17 protein-coding genes are annotated in these 21,665 nt (G+C 61.7%); 6 read left to right on the top strand and 11 right to left on the bottom strand.

The window, feature by feature from the left end:
- The first annotated feature begins 4 nt into the window (after positions 1-4).
- Both dgcA and ACSZOQ_RS04100 read left to right on the top strand, forming a co-directional pair.
- Positions 5-1,015 (top strand): N-acetyl-D-Glu racemase DgcA, encoded by a 1,011-nt coding sequence (gene dgcA, locus ACSZOQ_RS04105; protein ID WP_439924760.1) that lies wholly within the window; start codon positions 5-7, stop codon positions 1,013-1,015.
- 139 nt (positions 1,016-1,154) lie between these two features.
- On the top strand, positions 1,155-2,297 hold the full coding sequence (locus ACSZOQ_RS04100; RefSeq protein WP_439924759.1) for a hypothetical protein: 1,143 nt from the start codon (positions 1,155-1,157) through the stop codon (positions 2,295-2,297).
- A 29-nt stretch (positions 2,298-2,326) separates the two neighbouring features.
- Here ACSZOQ_RS04100 and ACSZOQ_RS04095 read toward each other — a convergent pair whose 3' ends face one another.
- The 3 genes from ACSZOQ_RS04095 to thiD all read right to left on the bottom strand — a co-directional run bounded on the left by ACSZOQ_RS04095 (position 2,327) and on the right by thiD (position 5,060).
- Positions 2,327-3,376, bottom strand: a complete 1,050-nt coding sequence (locus ACSZOQ_RS04095) for a glycosyltransferase family 4 protein (protein WP_439924758.1) — start codon at positions 3,374-3,376, stop codon at positions 2,327-2,329.
- Positions 3,377-4,174, bottom strand: coding sequence for a UDP-2,3-diacylglucosamine diphosphatase (locus ACSZOQ_RS04090; RefSeq protein WP_439925946.1), 798 nt, complete (start codon positions 4,172-4,174; stop codon positions 3,377-3,379).
- 79 nt (positions 4,175-4,253) lie between these two features.
- Positions 4,254-5,060 carry a bifunctional hydroxymethylpyrimidine kinase/phosphomethylpyrimidine kinase gene (thiD, locus tag ACSZOQ_RS04085; RefSeq protein WP_439924757.1) on the bottom strand — a complete coding sequence of 269 codons (807 nt, stop codon included), beginning with the start codon at positions 5,058-5,060 and terminating at the stop codon, positions 4,254-4,256.
- A gap of 266 nt (positions 5,061-5,326) precedes the next feature.
- On the opposite strand from thiD, the gene ACSZOQ_RS04080 reads away from it, so the two are divergent.
- Complete coding sequence (locus ACSZOQ_RS04080; protein ID WP_439924756.1) at positions 5,327-5,572, top strand: Lrp/AsnC ligand binding domain-containing protein; 246 nt, start codon at positions 5,327-5,329, stop codon at positions 5,570-5,572.
- 77 nt (positions 5,573-5,649) lie between these two features.
- Complete coding sequence (locus tag ACSZOQ_RS04075) at positions 5,650-6,075, top strand: CHRD domain-containing protein (protein WP_439924755.1); 426 nt, start codon at positions 5,650-5,652, stop codon at positions 6,073-6,075.
- 106 nt (positions 6,076-6,181) lie between these two features.
- Here the strand turns inward: ACSZOQ_RS04075 and ACSZOQ_RS04070 are convergent, their stop codons facing one another.
- The 5 genes from ACSZOQ_RS04070 to ACSZOQ_RS04050 form a co-directional block, all read right to left on the bottom strand.
- Positions 6,182-8,482 carry a xanthine dehydrogenase family protein molybdopterin-binding subunit gene (locus ACSZOQ_RS04070; protein WP_439924754.1) on the bottom strand — a complete coding sequence of 767 codons (2,301 nt, stop codon included), beginning with the start codon at positions 8,480-8,482 and terminating at the stop codon, positions 6,182-6,184.
- 90 nt (positions 8,483-8,572) lie between these two features.
- Entirely contained in the window at positions 8,573-10,099 is a 1,527-nt protein-coding gene (murJ, locus tag ACSZOQ_RS04065) for a murein biosynthesis integral membrane protein MurJ (RefSeq protein ID WP_439924753.1), read from the bottom strand.
- Between the two features lie 43 nt (positions 10,100-10,142).
- Complete coding sequence (locus tag ACSZOQ_RS04060) at positions 10,143-11,291, bottom strand: DegT/DnrJ/EryC1/StrS family aminotransferase (protein WP_439924752.1); 1,149 nt, start codon at positions 11,289-11,291, stop codon at positions 10,143-10,145.
- Positions 11,292-11,307: 16 nt separating this feature from the next.
- Positions 11,308-12,333 carry a Gfo/Idh/MocA family oxidoreductase gene (locus ACSZOQ_RS04055; protein WP_439924751.1) on the bottom strand — a complete coding sequence of 342 codons (1,026 nt, stop codon included), beginning with the start codon at positions 12,331-12,333 and terminating at the stop codon, positions 11,308-11,310.
- Between the two features lie 333 nt (positions 12,334-12,666).
- Complete coding sequence (locus ACSZOQ_RS04050) at positions 12,667-14,079, bottom strand: mannose-1-phosphate guanylyltransferase/mannose-6-phosphate isomerase (protein WP_439924750.1); 1,413 nt, start codon at positions 14,077-14,079, stop codon at positions 12,667-12,669.
- Between the two features lie 686 nt (positions 14,080-14,765).
- Here ACSZOQ_RS04050 and ACSZOQ_RS04045 point away from each other — a divergent pair.
- Positions 14,766-15,725 carry a lysylphosphatidylglycerol synthase transmembrane domain-containing protein gene (locus tag ACSZOQ_RS04045; protein ID WP_439924749.1) on the top strand — a complete coding sequence of 320 codons (960 nt, stop codon included), beginning with the start codon at positions 14,766-14,768 and terminating at the stop codon, positions 15,723-15,725.
- Between the two features lie 44 nt (positions 15,726-15,769).
- Here the strand turns inward: ACSZOQ_RS04045 and ACSZOQ_RS04040 are convergent, their stop codons facing one another.
- The 3 genes from ACSZOQ_RS04040 to rfaD form a co-directional block, all read right to left on the bottom strand.
- A complete protein-coding gene (locus tag ACSZOQ_RS04040; RefSeq protein ID WP_439924748.1) occupies positions 15,770-17,677 on the bottom strand; it encodes an SDR family NAD(P)-dependent oxidoreductase in 1,908 nt (635 codons plus the stop codon).
- A 61-nt stretch (positions 17,678-17,738) separates the two neighbouring features.
- Entirely contained in the window at positions 17,739-19,208 is a 1,470-nt protein-coding gene (gene rfaE1 / locus ACSZOQ_RS04035; RefSeq protein ID WP_439924747.1) for a D-glycero-beta-D-manno-heptose-7-phosphate kinase, read from the bottom strand.
- Between the two features lie 23 nt (positions 19,209-19,231).
- A complete protein-coding gene (gene rfaD / locus ACSZOQ_RS04030) occupies positions 19,232-20,212 on the bottom strand; it encodes an ADP-glyceromanno-heptose 6-epimerase (RefSeq protein WP_439924746.1) in 981 nt (326 codons plus the stop codon).
- Positions 20,213-20,555: 343 nt separating this feature from the next.
- Between rfaD and waaF the strand changes: the two genes are divergently transcribed.
- The gene (gene waaF / locus ACSZOQ_RS04025) at positions 20,556-21,629 is read left to right on the top strand and encodes a lipopolysaccharide heptosyltransferase II (RefSeq protein WP_439924745.1); all 1,074 of its coding nucleotides are present in this window, start codon (positions 20,556-20,558) and stop codon (positions 21,627-21,629) included.
- Positions 21,630-21,665: the final 36 nt, after the last annotated feature.

The raw sequence follows: 21,665 nt of genomic DNA, 5'->3' as shown, positions 1-21,665 counted from the left end.
GGACTTGTCCAACTTGGAAACGCTGTCGAACGACGCAACCACGCTTCGGTGCCGCATCGAGCGCTGGCCGATCGCGGGCAGTTTCACGATCAGTCGTGGCGCCAAGACCGAAGCCATCGTGGTCGTCGTCGAAATCAACCGGGACGGCCGCACCGGACGTGGAGAATGCGTTCCATATGCCCGTTACGGGGAAACTCCCGAGGGCGTTCTCGCTAGCCTCCTCGCGATGCAGGACTCCCTCGCCGCAGGTCTGGATCGCCAATCCCTCGCGTCCACCATGCCGGCCGGCGCTGCGCGCAATGCTCTGGACTGCGCGCTGTGCGATCTCGAAGCCAAATGCAGCGGTCGGCGGATCTGGACGTTGCTGGATCGCCCGGCACCCGCCCCTCGTTCCACGGCCTACACGATCTCGCTGGGGTCGCCGGAAGCGATGGCGGCGGCAACCGCCAAAGCCGCACGTCGGCCCCTCCTCAAGATCAAACTCGGCGGTGACGGCGATCCCGAACGCATCGCCGCCGTCCGCAAGCAAGCCCCGGAATCGGAACTAATCGTCGACGCCAACGAGGCATGGACCCCCCACGACCTTGAGCGAAACCTCGCGGCATGCGAGGCCGCCGGCGTCACGCTTGTCGAGCAACCCCTTCCCGCGGGGAACGACGAGGCGCTGGCGCGAATTCGCAGACCCATTGCTGTCTGCGCGGATGAAAGCGTCCATGACCGCGCCTCGCTCGACGGCCTCCGCGAACGCTACGACGCCATCAACATCAAACTCGACAAGACCGGCGGCCTGACCGAAGCGCTGGCCATGGCGGATGCGGCGCAAGCGCTGGGTTTCGAGATCATGGTCGGCTGCATGGTCGCGACCTCGCTGTCGATGGCGCCAGCGATGCTGATCGCCCAGCAGGCCCGTTTCGTCGACCTCGATGGTCCACTGTTGCTGGCCGAGGATCGCGACGGTGGTCTCCGCTACGAGGGCAGCACGGTCTATCCGCCGGACGCCGCATTCTGGGGCTGATCCGGGCGCGGCGTCCAGGCCCCAATAACTCGCCAGGTCACAAAGCCAAGGCAAGACGAATCACTGGCCGTCCGGGATACGACGGAGTGGGGATTTCCGGTTCGAATGGCGTCAATTCAATTGCGATTCGCGGCGGATCATGGTGATCGTTACAGTCACGCGTAATGATTTGCGCGACGAGTTTGCCATGGCCGATGAAGCTTTTGCCCTGTCGCCGATTTCCGCCAGCGCTGCTCCGCCCAGCGCTGCGGATTTCGACGCCATTCGCGAAGCCTTCATGGAGACCTCGCGGGGCCGATGGTTTCTTACCGAATACGCCAAGCGCAACCGCAACGCGGACACCACCGCGGTGCTCGATGCTGTTGCACGCATCGAGCAAACCATCGCGGCCCAACAGCCTGCAGCACCTGACGATACATTACCCAGGGCGCTCGCGGCGATCAGGAGCAGCCTCGCCGAGGCCAAAACCGCCGCAGCCGTGTCATTCGACAAACGGATCATGAACGATGCGCTCGCCCCGATCCAGAAGGGCGCGCGCATCATTCGCGAGATATCGTGGAGGTGGCGCGAGATCGGCGGCGACAGCCGGATTTGCGATATTCTCGATTCGCAGGCTGGCGCGATCGACGCTGTTCACGAGCAGCTCGCCGCCAGAGACGATTCCGCGGCGCTCCAAGTCGTGTTCGGGTTGATCGAGTCGACGCTCGACGAATTATCGGACTCACCTGCCGCGACGGCTTCACAGCCTCGCGCGGAGACTGTCTCCTCGCCCCCGGCAACCACCGACGAAGCCTCCGCCTCGCCTGAGGAAACAGCCCCTCCTGAGCAGGCTGTCGTCGACACCGTCGCCTTCGAAGCAGAAGCCGCGGCCACCGTATCCGAAGCGCAGGTCGACGCCGTCGATGAAGCGATGACGACAATTCATGGCGAACAATCGCCAGCCGCCACTGTGAACGAGCAGGACACGGCGCATGACGACGCCGTGCTGGATATGATCGCTCTCGAAATGGGTGCGCCCGATTTCGACGAACCCGAAACCGTGGACGCCGCTATCGGCGATCCGGTGGTTGCCGAACCGGAGCCAGTTCCCGAACTCGTCGCGGACAGCTCTGATGCACGCATCGACCCGGAGTCCGAATCATTACCTGAAATTGTCGCGCCGCCTTCGCTCGGCGCATCACTGCTGGCAAGCGGCATCGTGCAACGCACCGCAACCCGCTCTGATCCGCTGGCTCCGATCCGGCGCATGACCCAGGCCGAAAAGATCGCGTTCTTTTCCTGAGCTGCCTGCCATCGCGAGCCGGCGCAAAATCAGGCAACGAAACGCGGATCAGCAATGCGGACATCAAACGCTCTCGCCTCAGCCGCGCAAGCCTCAATGATATTGGTGACGAAAGCGCGGGCCGACTTCTCCCATGTCAGGCTAGCGGCAAACTCAAGACAGGCGGCAGGTGTGATTTTCAGCGCCGCCAGGCACGCCGACCGCAAATCGTCGTCCAATACGGCGACGGGAGCCTCGCCGATGACGTCGCGGGGACCGGCCACCGGGAAGGCCGCGACCGGAACGCCGCTCGCCAGCGCTTCAAGAAGAACCAAGCCGAAGGTATCGGTGCGGCTCGGGAACACAAAGACGTCGGCAGCGGCATAGGTTTTTGCGAGTTGTTCGCCCGTGCGCGGACCGAGAAAGACCGCATCCGGATAGGCTCGCTGGAGAGTCGCACGCGCCGGTCCATCGCCAACCACAACCTTGGTGCCGGGAAGATCGAGACCGAGAAAGGCATCGAGGTTCTTCTCGACGGCGACGCGTCCGACCGACAGGAAGACCGGGCGCGGCAGGCCGAGGTCGGTCGCGCGCGGATGAAACAATCCGACGTCGACCCCGCGAGGCCATAGCACCACATTGTGAAAACCGCGCATGCGCAATTCGCCCGCAAGCGCAGGGGTCGCCGCCATGACAGCTCTGCTGGCACCATGAAACTGGCGCAGCGCAGCCCATATCCAGGCCTCTGGAATCGGCGCTCGTGCCGAGACGTAATCCGGAAAGCGGGTATGGAAGCTGGTCGTGAACGGCCGCCCGTGCTTGCGGCAATAGCGGCGCACCGAGACGCCGATCGGCCCCTCGGTCGCGATGTGAATGCTGTCGGGATCGGCCTCTGCAATCAGCGCTGCGATCTTGCCGGGCGCCGGCAGTGCGACGCGCAGTCCGGAGTAACCCGGCAGGGCAATAGTCCGGAACGACTCAGGGGTGAGAAAACGGATGTCAGCGCCGAGAGGCTTCGCCGCGGCGGCAGTCATCGCCAGCGTCCGCACGACGCCGTTGATCTGCGGAAGCCAGGCATCGGTTGCGATCAGGATGCGCATTCAGGCCGCCCGCGCGCTCATCAGCATGACCGGTGACGATCGCCGCTGGGGATCGGTCCAGGTGATGATCTCAAATCGGCCATCCTCATGCTCAGCCAGTGCGGTGCAACTCTCGACCCAGTCGCCGCAGTTCATATAGCGAATGCCGTGCTCATCGCGGATCGTGGCGTGGTGGATATGGCCGCAAATTACGCCGTCGGCGCCGTGACGACGCGCTTCACCGGCCAGCGTCTGCTCGAACGCGCCGATGTAATTCACCGCGTTCTTGACCTTGAACTTCGCCCATTTCGACAGCGACCAGTACGGGAATCCGAAAGAGCGGCGGAACGCGTTGACGAGGCGGCTGATCCTGATCGCGAGGTCATAGGCCTTGTCGCCGAGGTGGGCGAGCCAGCGTGCGTTCTGGACCACGAGATCGAAGATATCACCATGGATAACGAGATAGCGCCGTCCGTCAGCGCCCTCGTGGATCGCGTTCTCGACGACCTCGATGCCGCCGAAATGCGTTCCATAGTAGGAGCGCAGGAATTCGTCATGATTGCCCGGCACGTAGACAACTGTCGCGCCCTTACGCGCCTTGCGCAGCATCTTCTGGACGAAGTCGTTATGCGACTGCGGCCAGTACCAGTTCGACTTCAGCGCCCAGCCATCGACGACATCGCCGACGAGATAGATCGTCTCGGCATCGTGATACTTGAGAAAATCCAGCAGTTGGTCGGCCTGAGAGCCGCCGGCGCCGAGATGAATGTCGGAGATGAACAGGGTTCGGAAACGGCGATCCGGATTGTCTTCATTCATCGCGTCGCCTCTCATGACGGAGAAGTTACCATGCCGTCGTGACAAGGCGATGACAGGCACCATCCGGATGGCGACGCCGTCAATCGTGATCCAGCTTGTGGAAATGATGGATCGGTCCATGACCGTGACCGACGCCCAGCCGGTCCGACGCCACGATCGCCGCGGTGATGTAAGCCTTCGCGCCGCGCACGGCGGTTTCCATGTCATCGCCCTTGGCGAGGCCGGCGGCGATGGCCGATGACAGCGAACAGCCGGTGCCGTGGGTGTTTTTCGTGGTGACGCGCGGAGCGGCAAGCGCCAGCACACCGTCGCGGGTGACAAGATAGTCGATGCTCTCGGCACCCTGCCCGTGCCCACCCTTGATCAAGACCGCCGCGCAGCCGAACGCGAGCAACCGCCGGCCCTGTCGCGCGATGTCGCTTTCGCTCTCGGCAACGCCTTCGTCGAGCAGCACTGCTGCCTCCGGCAGGTTCGGCGTCAAGAGCTGCACGCGCGGAACAAGTTTACTCCGCAATGCCTCCACCGCATCCGGCTCCAGCAGACGAGCCCCCGATGTCGCAACCATCACCGGATCGAGCACCACATTCGCGGGCGACCAGCGCAATAGGCCGGCGAAGATGGCATCGATCACGGCGACGTCCGCGACCATGCCGATCTTGACGGCTCCGACATCGAGATCGGCAAACACCGCATCGATCTGCGCGGTTACGAAACTGGCCGGCACAGGGTGGATCCCCGAAACACCTTGCGTGTTCTGCGCCGTCAGCGCCGTGATGATGGACGCCCCATAGACTCCAAGCGCCGCGAATGTCTTGATGTCGGCTTGGATTCCCGCGCCCCCGCTGGAGTCGGACCCGGCCATGGTCAATGCAATGGGAATTGTCATCCATGTTCTCGCGCGGGGCCGTCGCCCACGGACCACTAGCAACTATAAGGTTCTAAGTGGAGTTTGGATTTGACATTCGCATCGCGATACCCGCAGCAGATGGGTAGCGAATGTCAAACCCACTCCATTAGCGCGGCAGAGATAGCAGCGGATTGCCGGCGGAAGCCTCCGCATGGCGCCGGTTACCTACTTTTTTCCGGCGCGAACCGGTGTCCCGCCGACCCGAAATCGCTATATTGGAACCTGACGTCCTCCGGAGATAAGCGATGGTTCCTTTCTTCGTTCAGTTCAAGTGCAAACTCGGCCAATCCTATACCGTCGCCAACGCTCTCGCGGAGGCCGAGATTGCTTCGGAAATCTATTCCACCGCCGGCGACTACGATCTCCTGGCGAAATTCTACGTCGATAACGACACCGATATCGGACACTTCGTCAACGAGAAGGTGCAGGTCATTCCCGGCATTCAGGATACCCACACCATCATTACTTTCAAGGCGTTCGGAACCAACTAGCCGCTCCTGCATCTGGAACAAACGACGGGACGCCTTGTTAAAACCCGCACCGAACCGAACACGACCAGGAGAAAACGATGAAAACCACCAAGATTTTTCTCGCCGCCCTCACCCTCACCGCCGCTATCGCGTTCGCAGGTCAAGCGTCAGCTGAAAAGCTGAAAGCAACCCTGAACGGCGCATCCGAAGTGCCTGCCAATACCAGCAAGGGCACCGGGATGGTCGATGCCAATTACGATGCCGCGTCCAAAAAATTGACCTGGAAACTGACCTATTCGGGTCTGACCGGTCCGGCGTCGGCCGCCCATTTCCATGGTCCGGCAGCAGCCGGGCAGAATGCGGGCGTTGCGGTTGCGATCCCCAATGCGACGTCCAGCCCGGCCGAAGGCAGCGCCACGCTGACCGATGCGCAAGCCGCCGATCTCCTGGCCGGCAAGTACTATGTCAACGTCCATACCGCGGCCCATCCGGGCGGCGAAATCCGCGGTCAGGTCACGAAGTAGGCTCCGACCCAAATCGCGCTCACAAGGCTTCGGCAAAAAGGGACGAACCCGGGTTCGTCCCTTTTTGTTTGCCCATCGCCCCGGAATGGCTCCAAGCCCGCCGTCCTCACAAGCGATGCTGGCGCTGGCGCTTGCGGATCGCCATCCAGACCCGCTCGGGCGTGGCCGGCATGTCGATGTGATCGATCCCGTACTCCCGCCACAGGCCGTCGATGATGGCGTTGACCACCGCCGGGCAGGAGCCGATGGAGCCCGCTTCGCCCGCCCCTTTCACCCCGAGGGGATTGGTGGCGCAGGGGACGTTGTGGGTCTCGAAGGTGATCGAGGTGCCGTCGGCCGCGCGCGGCAGCGCGTAATCCATCAACGTGCCGGTGACGAGCTGCCCGTCCCCGGTATCGTAGACCGCCTGTTCCATCAACGCCTGGCCGATACCCTGCATAGTGCCGCCATGGATCTGTCCGGCCAGCAGAAGCGGATTCAATGTCATGCCGAAATCGTCGACGACGACATAGTTCACTAACCCGATCTTTCCGGTCGCCGGATCGATCTCGACTTCCACGAGATGGGTGCCGTTCGGATAGGTGCCGTCAGCGCTGCTGAAGCTTTCGTTGGCCGTCAGCTTTGAGGGGCCGGCGCGCTTTGCAAGGTCGGCGAAGGAGATAGAACGATCGGTGCCCGCGATACGGACCGAGCCATCGCTGATCTCGAGATCGGCCGCGCTGGTTTCCAGCGCCTCGGACGCCATCTCGCAGAGCTGGTCGCCGAGCTTGCGGGTCGCCCGCTCGACGCTGACGCCGCCCGAGGGAATCGAACTCGATCCGCCGGTGCCGAGACCGGAAACGACCACATCGGTGTCGCCCTGGATCATGTGAACCCGCTCGGGCGGCAGTCCGAACTGATCGGCGATGATCTGCGCATAGGCGGTGGCATGGCCCTGCCCGCTCGACTGTGTGCCGATCAGCACCATGACGTCACCGTTGGGATCGAGCCGCACATCAGCCCGCTCCCGGCCCATGGTGCCGCACACCTCGACATAGCTTGCGAATCCGATACCGCGGACGAGCCCCCGCTTTTTTGCGGCCTTGGCCCGCTTCGGAAATTCCTTCCAGTTCGCGATCTCCATGGCGCGCTTCATGTGCGCCGCGAAATCACCGGAGTCATATATCTTGCCGGTCGCGGTCTTGTACGGCATCGCCTTCGGCGAAATGAAATTCTTGCGCCGGATCGCGTCCGGCCTCATGCCAAGCTTGCGCGCCGCGGCATCGACCAAACGCTCCACCACGTACGCCGCCTCGGGGCGGCCGGCGCCGCGATAGGCGTCGACCGGCACGGTGTTCGTGAACACGGCGCGTACGCGGCAATGAAACGCCTGGATATCGTAAAGGCCCGGCAGCATCCCGGCCCCGCCATACGGGATGTAGGGACCGAAGGTCGAGAGATAGGCGCCCATGTCTCCCATCAGGTCGACATCCATGCCGAGGAACCTGCCGTCTTCCGCCAGCGCCATGCGCGCGGTCGTGACGTTGTCGCGTCCTTGCGAATCTCCGATGAAATGGTCCGACCTTTCCGCCGTCCATTTTATGGTCCTGTGAAGTTTTTTCGAGGCGACCGCGATCAGCGCATATTCACGATAAGGAAAAAGCTTGGTGCCGAATCCGCCGCCGACGTCGGGACAGATCACGCGCATCTTTTCTATCGGCATCTTCAGCACCGACCGGCAGAGAATTTCGCGCAGCCGATGGCTGCCCTGACTGCCGACCGTCAGTGTCAAACGATCCTGGCGCGCGTCATATTCGCAAACGACGGCGCGCGTCTCCATGTAATTGGTAACAACGCGCGGATTGACGATCGAAACTTCGGCCACAGCATGCGCCCCGGCGAAGGCAGCATCGGCCGCCTTCTTGTCGCCGATCGAAGCGTCGAACAGCACGTTGCCGGCGTGCTCGGGCCAGACCTGAGGCGCGCCTTTCTTCACTGCATTGGCGACACCGACGACCGAGGCGAGCGGCGTCCACTCGATCGCGATCGCCTCGAGCGCATCGCGCGCATGCTCGACCGTGTCGGCGACCACGAAAGCAACGGCATCGCCGACATGCCTTACCTCGTCGCGGGGGAGGATCGGATACGGCGGCGCGGTGAAAGGCTGGTCGGGCAGATTGAACTGGCAGGGCAAGCCGCCGAGGTCGACGACGTCGGCTGCGGTAAGGATCAGGGCGACGCCCGGCAGGCCGCAAGCACGGGACACATCGATCCTGTATGTCGCATGGGCGTGCGGCGAGCGCAGCATCAACGCATGCAACGCATCGGACGGTGCATGATCGTCGGTATAGCGGCCCTTGCCGCGAATGAGCGCATCGTCTTCCTTGCGCCGGACGCTTTGACCGATGCCGAACTTTACGGCAGCCATGGTATCTCCAGCTACATTCCCGAATTATCGCGATAGTGCCGCTGAACCACACCGAGCGCAATGCTCGTGTGGCGGTTCAGAAGTTCGCTTCTAGGCCCGCACCAGCGCTTTGAGCCAGCGTGGGCCGAACAGCAGCAAAACCGCGCCGGCATAGACGAGCGCACCGACGATGATCAGCAATCCAAGGGCCGCTTCATCGCGCATCGAACTCCAGGACGCGAATTGCCCCGAGGCGAAGCGCGCGGTGAACCACAGCGCCGCCGCGAGCACCACGCCCGCGATGAGGAACTTGCCGAGCGAGACCAGCAGCGGACGGCCAACCTCGAAGTATCCCGCCCGCACAGCAAATCCGATCACGAGTAGAAGGTTGATCCAGGCTCCGACCGCCGTGGCAAGCGCGAGGCCGATCTGCGCGAGCGACCCCACCAGCGCGATTTTCAGCGCGACGTTGACCGCCACCCCGGTCAATGCGGCCATCACCGGAGTCGCGGTGTTCTTGCGAGCGTAGAAGGTGGCGACCGCACTGCGGATCAGAACAAAGGGGATGAGGCCCACCGCGTAAGCGGCGAGCGTCGCGCCGGCTGCTGCCGCGTCCGCTTTCGAAAAAGCACCCCGTGCGAACATCGCCCGCATGACCACGTCGGGGACGGTCAGGAAGGCGGCCACGAACGGCACAGAAAACAGCAACGTGAAATCGAATGCCCGGCGCTGCGATGCCATCGCGCCCTCGTGATCGCCGGTGGTGATCCGCCGCGACATCTCGGGCAGCAGCACGGTGCCGATGGCAATGCCAATCACGCCAATGGGCAACTGATTGAGCCGGTCGGCGTAATACAGCGCCGACAACGCACCGGCGGCGAGGAAGGTGGCGATGATAGTATCGGCGAACATCGCAATCTGCGTGCCCATCGAACCGATCGTGGCCGGCCCCAGCGCACGAAAGAACCCACGCACGTCGGCATCGAGCGTCGGCCGCGTCAGCCGCGGCATCAGGCCGTGACGCGCGGCGTCGGCCACCAATAGAAAATACTGCAAGAACCCGGAGATCAGCACGCCCCACGCCGCCGCATATCCGGCATTGGGGAAGAATGCCGCGAGCGCCAGCGTCAGGACCATCGACAGGTTGAGGAAGATCGGCGCCGCCGCCGCGCTAGCGAAGCGGTGCATGACATTGAGCATGCCGCCGTACAGCGTCACCAGCGTGATCAGCAGCAGATAGGGAAAGGTAATCCTCGTCAGCGAAACGGCGAGTTCGCCGCGTACCGGGTCATCAACGAAGCCGGGTGCCAGCAGCGCGATGACTTGCGGCATGAACAGCCACGCTATCGCCAGCAGGATCACCTGCGATAGTAACAGCAGGGTGAAGATGCGGTCGGCGAACAGCTTTGCGGAAACTGCGCCACCGCTTGAGACATGCGCATAAGCCGGCACGAACGCCGCGTTGAAGGCCCCCTCGGCGAAAATCGCCCGGAAATGATTCGGCAGCCGAAGCGCTACGAAGAAGGCATCCGCGACCGGTCCGGCACCGAGAATCGCGGCAAGCATGATGTCGCGCACAAATCCCGTCAGCCGCGAGAGCAGCGTATATCCGCCGACGGTGAAAATGCGTCCAAGCATCCGGCGTTTCTACAGGATCGCCTCCCGGCGCAAAATGGCGAAATCAGTTCGGAAGCGCGGCGCGCACAGCCTCGATGATCCGCTGCTGCGTCGGTTCATCCAGATAAGCATGCATCGGTAGGCTGATGACCTCGGTCGACAGCCTTTCGCTGACCAGAAGACCTTCGGCCGCGACCGGGAAATTCCGATAGGCAGTCTGCTGATGCAGCGACTTCGGATAATAGATCGCGGTCGGAATGCCCTCCGCCTTCAGGGTCGAGGCCAGCGCCTCGCGACCCCCATTCGGCAGCCGAATGGTGTACTGCGCCCATACCGACGTGCAATCCGGCGCGACGCGGGGCACGATCGCAACATGCCCGAGGCCGTCATTGTAACGCTTGGCGGCCGCGTCCCGCGCCGTGATTTCATCAGGAAATATCCTGAGTTTTTCGATCAGGATCGCCGCCTGCACGGTATCAATGCGCCCCGTGAGACCCAGCCGCACGTTGTCGTACCTGTCGGAACCTTGCCCGTGCACGCGCACGCTGCGCAAGGTATCCGCCAGTTCGGCATCGTCGGTGAAGATCGCGCCACCGTCGCCGTAACAGCCGAGCGGCTTGGCGGGAAAGAAACTGGTCGCGGTCGCGAGGCCGAACGTACCCAGCCGCTGCCCCTTGTACGTCGCGCCGAAGCCTTGCGCGGCGTCATCCAGAACGAACATGCCCTCGGCCGCGGCAACCGCCGCAATCGCATCGTGATCGGCGGGCTGACCGAACAGGTCGACGGGTATGATGGCTTTGGGCCGGAGGCCCTGCTTTTTCGCGACCGCAATGCCGCTCTTGAGCGAAGCGATGTCGATATTGAACGTCGCTTCATCAACATCGACAAACACTGGCGTCGCTCCGAGCAGCGCCACAACCTCGCCGGTCGCGCAGAACGTGAATGTCGGACAGAGCACCGCATCGCCGGGGCCGACGTTTTTTGCCAGCAGCACCATCAGCAGCGCATCGGTGCCGCTGGCGCAGGCCACGACATGCCTGGCGCCGCTGAACACGGCCAGATCGGCTTCCAGACGTGCGACTTCGGGGCCGTTGATGAACTGGCAATGCGTCAGCACCCGCGCAACCGCATCGTCGATATGTGTGCCGAGCCGACGGCGCTGTTCGACGATGTCGATAAACGGAATCGCCCTTGCAGGCATATGCTGCTGCATTCAGTCCTCTAGACAATCAGCCGGCGGCGCGGCGCGCAGCTGGCCGCACCGGCGGCACGACGGAAGACGGAGCTTCAAGGCACTTGATCGCGATCTCGAGACTGGCGACGCCTTCGCCGCCGCTCACCGCAGGAGCTTTGCCCGAACGCACCGCATCGACAAACGAGATCAGTTCGGCGCGCAAGGGTTCATCGTGGCCTACCGGAAGGTGGCGCATGGAATAGCTGCCGTCCGGCTGGAACCCGAAGCATTCGGTGACCTGGCGAGTCAGCAGATCACCCATGATGTATTTGCCACGGGTCGCGACTGTTACGTTGCGGGCCTTGAAAGGCGTCAGCCAGTTCGTATTGATATGCGCTAGCACGCCCGACGCGGTCCGGAACTGAAGCAGCGCGATATCCTCCCGCTCGGCGACGGCGCTAGAGAGCTGGGGCTGCACGTCGACGATTTCGGATTCAGTAAACCAGCGGATCAGATCGATGTCATGCACGGCAAGGTCGATCACAACACCGACATTCGACATGCGTGGCGGGAACGGACCGACCCGTGTGATCGCGATCGAGAGAATATCCTCACCCTTGATCGCCTGCTTGATGGCGACGACTGCCGGGTTGAAGCGCTCGACATGACCGACCATCAAGGTCAAGCCGGCACGCTGAGCCGCCGTAACGATCTCGCAACCCTCCTCGACCGTCGAGGCGATCGGCTTCTCGACCAAAACGTGAACACCGCGCTCGATGCAGGCCAGCGCGAGTTCACAATGAAGATGTGTCGGCGCGGCAATAGTGACGGCGTCGACGCCAGCCGCCATCAGTTCGTCAAATGTCCCGAATGTTCGGCATCCGATCATTTCGGTCGCACGAGCGCGGTGCGCGGGCAAGGGATCAACGATGCCAGCAAGCCTGACGCCGGCGAGACCGGCCAACACGCGACCGTGATTGCTGCCCATGATACCGGCGCCGATCACGCCGACGCGCAGCGCGCGCTCGGATCCTGCAGTCTTCAATGCAGCAGCCTTCAATGCAGATGGCTTCGAACTCATCAGGTACCCCAAAATCGACCGGCTAGCGCGTATTCCGCAAAAGTGGACCCCGGTTTTGCAATCAGAATACGCGCAAGTTATTGATTGAGAGCATTTTCTTACGGCTAACCGGATTCCACTTAGCCGGAAAATGCTCTCAGCACCCCCGAACCCGACCGCGCGCTCTCTCTAGCATGCCATAACGGAAGTGGCGATTAGAGGAATAACAATCCCAACACGTTTTGATTCAAAGAATTACACGATACTCAAAACTTGTAGGCCGATTAGTAGTGTCGCTAAACAGGGCTTGGGTAGTGTTTCCACAGATTAGCTGATTCGTCTCGACGCAGCAGTTCAGCTTCGCCGATAGTCATCCTCCATCCGAATGATATCGTCTTCGCCAAGATAACTGCCGGTCTGCACTTCGATCAGTTCCAGCGGAATCTTGCCGGGGTTTTCCAGCCGGTGGACGGCTCCGATCGGAATATAGATCGATTCGTTCTCGTGCACGGTCTTGACGAGGTCATCGACCGTCACCTTCGCGGTGCCCCGGACCACGACCCAGTGCTCCGAGCGGTGATGATGTTTTTGCAGCGACAACCGCTCGCCGGCCTTCACCGTGATGTGCTTGACCTGATGCCGCTCGCCCCTATCGATCGACTGATAAGCGCCCCAGGGCCGATGGACCCGGAGATGCTCTTCCGTGATCTGCGGTGACACGGCCTTCAACTTCGTGACCAGACGTTTCAGCCCGTTGGCGTCCTTTTGGCGCGAGACCAGCACTGCATCCTGCGTCGCCACCACCACAAGATCATCAACGCCTTCCAGCGCGACCAGTGCCTTGTCGGTTGAAACATTGCAATTGCGGGAATCCTCGAATACGGCGGTCCCTTGCGCCGCGTTGCCCTGACTATCCTTGTCCGACAACTCCCACACCGCGTGCCAGGATCCGACATCCGACCAGCCGCAATCGACCGACACCACGGCGGCATGTGCGGTCTTTTCCATCACCGCGTAATCGATCGAAATCGTCCGCGCCTTCGCGAAGGCGTCCGGATCGAGCGTAACAAAGCCGAGATCCCGGCCGGCATGGGTCACGGCATCCGTCACCGCGCGAACGCTCTCGGGATCGACGTTGCGATATTCATCGAGCAGCACCGAGGCACGGAACATGAAGTTGCCGCTGTTCCAGAGATACCCCGCCTCGACGTAACCCGCGGCGGTTTGCGGATCGGGCTTCTCGACGAAGGTCGTCACCGCGCGTACCTCGCCCACAATCGCCGCGCCGGGGCTGATATAGCCATATTCGGTTGCCGCCCGCTCCGGTCGGACGCCGAAGGTCACGATGCGGCCGGCATTCGCGGCAGCTAATCCCTGACGGCAGGCAGAGACGAACGCATCCGTGTCGCGCACCACGTGATCTGCGGCGAGCGCGAGCACGACGGCTGCGCTGTCACGCATCTGTGCGAAGGCTGCTCCCGCGGCGATCGCCGGTCCGGAGTCGCGCCGTGCGGGCTCCAGCAGGATGTCGGCTTCAAGCCCGATCTCCGCGAGTTGTTCAAGCACCGTAAAACGGTAGGCGGCGTTGGTGACCACGATCGGCCGCTCGAACAGCGCGGGATCGGAAACCCGCCTCAGCGTATCCTGAAACGTCGAACCTGACCCGAACAACGGCAGAAACTGCTTCGGGCGGCCCTCCCGCGAGGCCGGCCATAGCCGGGTTCCCGCGCCACCACACATGACGAGGGGGATGATACGCTCACTCACAATACAATCTCCCCATGCTGTCCATTAGCGTCCCGATTCCGAAGTGCGCATCCTTGCAGCCTCCTTGAGGCGAACCCGGATCATTGGGACACTGGATCAGGGTCATGACGCGAACCCCAACCGCTACACTACCGGAGTTCTGGTGGTCCATTGATTCTAACATTTGCAAGAATTTCTGCCGCAACGGGATGAAGTATTAGAATCCGACCATTGGCCGACCCGATGATAACGACAATACCAGGCTTCAGGCGATGTCGGGGGACGGAAAACCCACGTCGCGGGTGAGATCATCGATATACGCGATGAGGCTAGAACATCGCCCGGCTGCATCGGAAGCACTTCCTTCCGTGCCGTCCGTCCAAGCTCCTTCTCCAGAAGGGCGACGGCATTCATCAATTCTGCCGGCCTGTTGTTGCCGATAATGCAAATTTGATTTGCAAAAGCCGTGGGGTTGGAATCGAAGCCGCGCCAGTGACCAGTATCGGGTGATCCGACATTTTATTCCTCAGGATGCGCAGGCCACGGCGGATGATAGCCGGGCCTCTAAACTCACGGCCTCGAAGGAGATCGCAATTCCCGATCGACTATTGCCAGACGTCGTCCAAAACCATACCAAGGCAATCAGGCCACGGATTGTCGTCCCGAAGGTTCCGACCGCCAACTTAACCTCGACACACACAAGCGCAATGCGCCAGATCCTGCTTTCAACGGCAAAAATACTGATCTCGGCTGCCTTGCTCTACCTCGCGCTCCGCAAGGTCGATTTCTCCGATCTCGTCTCGCGTCTCGATTTTACCAGCGCCGGCTGGATCGCACTCGCAATCGCCGTGACATTGTTGCAGGTTTTTGTCAGCGCCATGCGATGGCGGGAAATCAGCGCCGACTGCGGTGCGCCTCTCTCGATCGCGCGAGCGGTGCGCTACTGCATGATCGGCTCGTTCTTCAACCAGACCTTGCCCTCATCCATCGGCGGCGACGCCATGCGGCTCTGGCTGGTCGGACGTGGCCCGGCTGGTTGGCGGGCAGCGGCCTATTCGATCTTCGTCGACCGCGCGATCGGGCTGATTGCGCTTGCCGTGCTGATCGTCGCGAGTCTGCCTTGGAGTTACCGGCTGATCGGCGACCCCCAAGGCCGGCTTGCGCTGCTGTTCGTCGATTTTTCCGCGCTGGCCGCCGGCGGAGGATTCCTGCTTTTGGGCAGATTGCATTGGCCCTGGCTCAGGAATATTCGGGCTGCGAACCATCTTCGCGCCTGCTCGGTCATCACCAATCATGCCATCTTCAATCGCGAACGCAGGCGGAAGATTGCATTTCTGTCGCTGCTCATCCATGTCCTCGCCGTCGTGATCGCGTGGTGCGTCGTGAGGGCGATTGCCGCGCCGATCCTTTTCAGCGAAATCTTTCTGCTCATTCCACCAGTCATGCTGATTACGATGCTGCCGATCTCGATAGCCGGATGGGGCGTGCGCGAAGCTTCCATGGCCCTCAGTTTCGGATACGCCGGACTAGCGACAAGCGAAGGCGTCAATATCTCGCTGCTGTTCGGTGCGGTGTTTTTTGTCGTCGGCGTGCTCGGCGGACTGGTCTGGATCGTCAGCATCGAGAGGACCGAGAAAAGACCGGCCTCGGTCGAACTCACGGAATAATCAAGCAGCTTGTTCGCGCGATATCAGACGAGAGGCGATGTCTGTCAGTCATGTGCCGCGAATTCCGGCACGGCATCCTTCAAGACCGAGCGGATCTTCGACTTGTCCTCGTTGGCGACGGCATCCGCCAGGATCGCGATCCACTTTTGCAGCATGTCCATCGGCGGCTCGTTTGGCTTCGCCGCCAAAATCCCCGGCAAACCGATCTCGATTGTAGGCTCCTCGCTCGCAAACAGGATTTCATTCAATCGTTCGCCCGGCCGCACTCCGGTAAAGACGATCTCGATGTCGTGATGGGGCTGCAGGCCTGACAGGCTGATCATGCGTTCGGCAAGATCGACGATCTTCACCGGCTGGCCCATGTTCAGCACATACACCGATACATCATGCCGTTCCGGCATCGCCGCATGGCTCGCCGCGGTAATGACGAGATCGCAGGCCTCGCGAATTGTCATAAAGTAGCGGACCATATCCGGATGCGTGACGGTCACCGGGCCGCCGGCCTCGATCTGTGCCTTGAACTTCGGCACTACCGATCCGTTCGACGCCAGCACATTGCCGAAGCGGACCGAAATCAGACGTATCGGAATCTTGCCATCCGTGCGCTGCGCAAGTTTGCGATCGAGCGCCTGGCAGTACATCTCGGCAAACCGTTTAGTCAGTCCGAGCATCGACACCGGCTCAATCGCCTTATCGGTGGAAATCATCACCATGGCTTCGGCGCCCGACGCCAGCGCTGCATCCGCGACATTGACCGACCCGAAAATGTTGGTCTTGACGCCTTCGCTCCAGTCTCGTTCGAGAATGGGCACATGTTTGAGCGCCGCCGCATGAAACACGATGTCGGGCTTGAATTCGTTCATCAGGCGCATCAACCGCTCGCGATCGCGAATGTCGGCGATGCGGCCTTCCACCACGGCGGCCCGACTTATGTCGCCCAATACCTCCATGATCGCGTATAGCGCCGGTTCGGAATTTTCGATGATCAGCAGCCGGCTCGCACCGAACGTCACGATGCGTTTGCAGATTTCAGACCCGATAGACCCGCCACCCCCGGTCACGACAATCGACTTGTTCTTGATCAGCCCTTCGAGCCGCTCATAGTCAATGGTACGGCTTGGGCGAAGCAGAAGATCTTCAATGGCAACCGGCGTCAGGTGTGGAACCTCGCCTCCCTCGCCGAGCGACGGCAACCGGCTAACCTTGAGGCCCAGTTTGCGGCTGCGCGCGAGAACGGCCTCCGGCTGAGATTCGGGCTCGAATGCGGAAGGCGTCATGATGATGCGCTTGATTGGCCCCAGCCGCTCGGCAACATCGGCTATCACCTCCTCAAGGTCGTCCACTCCCCCCAGGACCGAAACGCCGCGTATCGTCTGACCAATGTCGGCAGACGACGGCGACAGCAGGCCGACCGGCCGTAATTGTTTGACCGCCCCGCTCTCGACCGAGCGCAAGAGAATTTCGGCATCCGCGGCGCGGCCGACGACGATGACCGGCGTTGCGTTGTCGGCCTTTACGTGAATCAGCGTCCGCTTATAGCGGAAATATCGATAGGTAAAACGTGTGGCTGCGAGCATGAATATCTGCAGCAACCAGTAGAGTAAGATCGTCTTCTTCCCAAGAAAGAAGGTGCCGTAAAGATTCGGCGCGATGACGACATAATCGAAGACCAGGACGACAAATGACAGAACGGAGGAGGCCTTGACGATGTTGAGGGCGTCCACAAGGGAAATGAACCGCCATTTTGTCGTCGTCAGGTTAAAGACATAAAAGATAACGCAGCTGATGACCAGGAAATAGGGTAGCGCCTTCAAGAGCAGCGCCAAGCGCAGGGCAAAATCATAATTATCAAAACGGAAGTAGCAGCTCATAAGCAGCGCCGCCACGACCGTTATCAGGTCATGCAGCGCGATCAGGACATTCCGGGAGGTAAACTTTCGACGCGGATTCATGAAGCGATGGTCCGGACGGTATAAGAAGCGGAAACAGACCCGCCACTGCGGAACAAGGCTCTCATGCCCTGCCTCCTGCGCGCTTCACCAGCGACGTCGTGCTGAATCCATGCAGAATGTCGATCAGTACAACCTCGCCACCTCGTGCGGTAACTACCTCCTGACCGACAACCTGCTCGAGAGAATAATCCCCGCCTTTGACGAGCACGTTCGGCTGAATCCGCTCGATCAGTTTCAACGGCGTGTCCTCTTCGAAAATCACCACGAGATCGACGGCCTCGAGCGCCGCCAGAACCTCCGCGCGCGCCCGCTCATTCTGGATCGGACGGCCCTCGCCCTTCAGCCGGGCCACGGACGCGTCGCTGTTCAATCCGACAATCAGCCGATCGCATGTGGCGCGCGCTCCGGTCAGCACCTTGACATGACCGGGATGCAGGATATCGAAGCAGCCGTTGGTAAATCCTATCCGCAAGCCCTGTTCACGCCAAGTCGACAGACGCCGTTCCAGCTCGTCCGTCGATGGCGCGATTTTCACTTCGGCCGCAAGAGAGGCTGGCGGCAGGATATTGCTGCGCAGTTCGGCGAGCGTGACGATTGCCGTCCCGCTTTTGCTGACCGCGACCGCCGCAGCTGCGCTTGCCGTCCGCAACGCGGTCTCCCAATCGGCCCCCGCAGCGAGCGACACCGCAAGCGCCGCGACGACGGTGTCGCCGGCGCCCGTCACGTCACGAACCTTGACGGTGTGAGCGGGAACATGAATGACCTCGCCCTCACGCGGCACGAGCGTCATGCCGTGCTCGCTTTGTGTCACCAGCACGGCTTCGCCATCGGCGAGCCGCATCACCTCTCGAGCCGCCGTCGCAATGCTTTCCTGGTCGTCGGCGCGGCTGCGGGTCGCGTCCGCAAATTCCTTTCGGTTCGGCGTGAGCAGCGTCGCGCCGCGATAGACGGCGAAATTGGCGCTCTTCGGATCGACGATCACACGTTTGCCGAGCCCGCGCGCGGCGTCGATGACGTCGCGGATCACCCGCGCCGTCAACACTCCCTTGGCATAGTCGGACAGCAATACGATGTCGGCGCGCGGCAGTTGTGGCAGAATGGCGTCGATCAAGGCCTGTTCCACCGCCCCGGACGCCGGAGCGGGTGTTTCCCAGTCGGCGCGCAGCATGTGAGTCGAAAAATGCTCCGAAACGAAACGCACCTTGCGCGTCGTCGGACGTGCCGGATCCAAAATCAATAGCGGCTCGATCAGGCTTTCGCGCGAGAGCGTGGCACGCAGCCTGTCGCCCGCGTCATCTTCGCCCGCCAATCCGACAAAGATGCAGCGCGCACCGAGCGCGGCGATGTTACGCGCGACGTTACCGGCGCCGCCGACATTGATTTCGCTCCGCTGAACCGCGATGACCGGCGCCGGGGCCTCCGGTGAAATCCGCGAAATCTCGCCGTACACGAACTCGTCGAGCATCAGGTCGCCGACGCAGAGCACCGTCTGGCGGGAAAACGCATTCGACAAGCCGTCAAAATCGATCATCAAGCCCTTCACCTGCTAGGCCGTCAGCGAAAGCGACCGTCGCGATCGAGATAGCCTTTGACATATGCGTCGACCGCTTCCTCCAGCGGCGTGAAGCCGCCGTTGTAACCTGCGCGTTGCAAGCGCTCGACCTCGCTTTGCGTAAAATACTGGTACGCACCGCGAATCTGCTCGGGCATATCGACGTATTCGATGTTCGGCTTTGTGCCAAGCGAGACATAGGCCGCTGTCATCAGATCACGAAAGCTACGCGCTTCGCCGGTTCCCACGTTGAAGAGACCGCTGACCGAAGGCGTGGCCAGGAGCCACATCATCACGCGCACCACGTCATCGACATAGATGAAGTCGCGGCGCTGGTCGCCGTCGGCAATGCCCTCGCGGTGCGACTTGAACAACTGCACCGTGCGGCCGGCTTTCACATCGCCGAAACGACGCGCCAGCACGCTCATCATGGCGCCCTTGTGATATTCATTGGGACCGAACACGTTGAAGAACTTGAGACCGGTCCATTGCGGCGGTAACTTCACGCCGGCAGCGGCGCGCTCGGCAACCGCCATGTCGAAGAGGTGCTTGCTCCAGCCGTAGAGATTCATCGGCCTAAGCGCCCGCAACGCGGCCAACGATTGGTCGTCGCGAAAGCCCTGCCGGCCATCGCCGTAGGTCGACGCCGACGAGGCATAAATGAAAGGCGTCGCAGTCGCCGTACACCAGTCGAGCAACCGCAGCGACAGCCGAAAATTGGTCTCGATGACGAGATCGCCATCGGTCGCGGTGGTTTCGGAGATCGCGCCGAGGTGAACGACGCCGTCGAGACGACGGCCGTCGAGCCAACTCATCAGTTCTGCGGGCGGAACGATATCGGCAAGCTGCCGCTTGGCGAGGTTGCGCCATTTGCCATCATGCCCCAGCGCATCGCACACCGTCACATCGCCGCGCCCGGCGTCGTTCAACGCGGCCACGAGATTTGATCCGATAAAACCGGCGCCCCCGGTCACCAGCAGCATGATGTCCCCGTCGTGGATGTACGACTCTAGTGGTCCGATTCTAACATTTGCATCCCGGTGCAGCAGACGTCTTGCAAATGTCAGAATCAAAGGACCACTAGCAACCATAAGTTTTCCAGTGGAGTTTTGAATTTGACATTCGCCTGCCGGGTTTGCGGCAAAACGGGTGGCGAATGTCAAATTCACTCCACTGGTTTGCCCCACTCCCGCCTGTGAGGCAACTTGGATAGCGTGACGCAGCGAAATCACTCTCCAGAAGCATCACAAGAGACAGCTTTACCTCCGGCATGGGACCGGATAGGGAGGATTTTTCATCCGCCCAGTGTTACTCATTCGTTAAGTTATGAAAACAGATTCATCAAATGAGCCGAGGGTTGCCATCGACCCGGACGATACCCGACCCATTCTGATTGTGCCCTACATGTGGATCGGCGACTTCGTCCGTGGCCACACAGTGGTTCGGGTGCTCAAGCAGCGCTGGCCGAATCGGCCGGTGGATATGCTGGTGACAACGCTCTGCGCGCCTCTGGTCGATTATATGCCCGGTGTGCGTGCCGGCGTGGTTTGGGACCTGCCTCGAAGCCGTCTGGCATTGACGCAGCAGCGGGGTCTCGCCCGACAGCTGCGCGCGCGGGGATACGGAACCGCCCTTGTCATGCCGCGTACCTGGAAATCGGCCATTGCGCCTGCGCTCGCCGGCATTCCGGAACGGGTGGGCTTTGTCGGCGAAGTGCGATTCGGACTCCTCAACCGCTGGCGCTGGGGCGAAAGAGCCCTGCCGCGCATGATTGACAGGAAAGCATCCCTGGCGCTTCCGGAAGGGGCAGAACGGCCGCCCGAATGGCCCGCGCCGCAGCTTCGGGTATCCGGCGAAGATGTCGCCCGCTGGCGGCAGGCGCAGGGACTAGACACGGGACCGGCGGTGGCACTGGCGCCCGGGGCGGTCGGCTCCAGCAAGCGCTGGACCTCCTACGCCGAGGCCGCCCGGATGCTGGCCGAGCGGGGAATCGACCTTTGGGTCGTCGGTGGGCCCAACGAAAAGGCGGTTGCTGCCGAAATCTTGGCTGCAGGGGGCTCGCGCGTCCGGGATCTGACGGGTCACGACTTGCGAAACGGCATTCTGGCGATGGCGGCGGCTACGCTCGCGATTTCGAACGACTCCGGCCTGCTGCACGTCGCGGCCGCGCTCGGAACGCCCACAATGGGAATTTTTGGACCGACCAGTCCCTATCACTGGGCACCTTTGAACGGACTCGCAGCGACGATACAGGCAAAAACGCCCCTTCCCTGCCAACCGTGCCATCGTCCGGTCTGCACTATGAACGACCATCGCTGCATGAGGGACATTCCAGCAGCCGAGGTGGTCGCCATCGCGGAACAGATTCTTGCGAAGGATGGCATCCGCGTTTCGCATTGATGTAGCCACACTTGCGTGGGCATGACGCGCTCATTA

Origin of the sequence: Nitrobacter sp. JJSN (genome assembly GCF_051912485.1) — a bacterium.
Classification (GTDB): domain Bacteria; phylum Pseudomonadota; class Alphaproteobacteria; order Rhizobiales; family Xanthobacteraceae; genus Nitrobacter.
The sequence above is the reverse complement of the archived record's forward strand: the minus strand, read 5'-3'. Positions and strand labels throughout refer to the sequence as shown.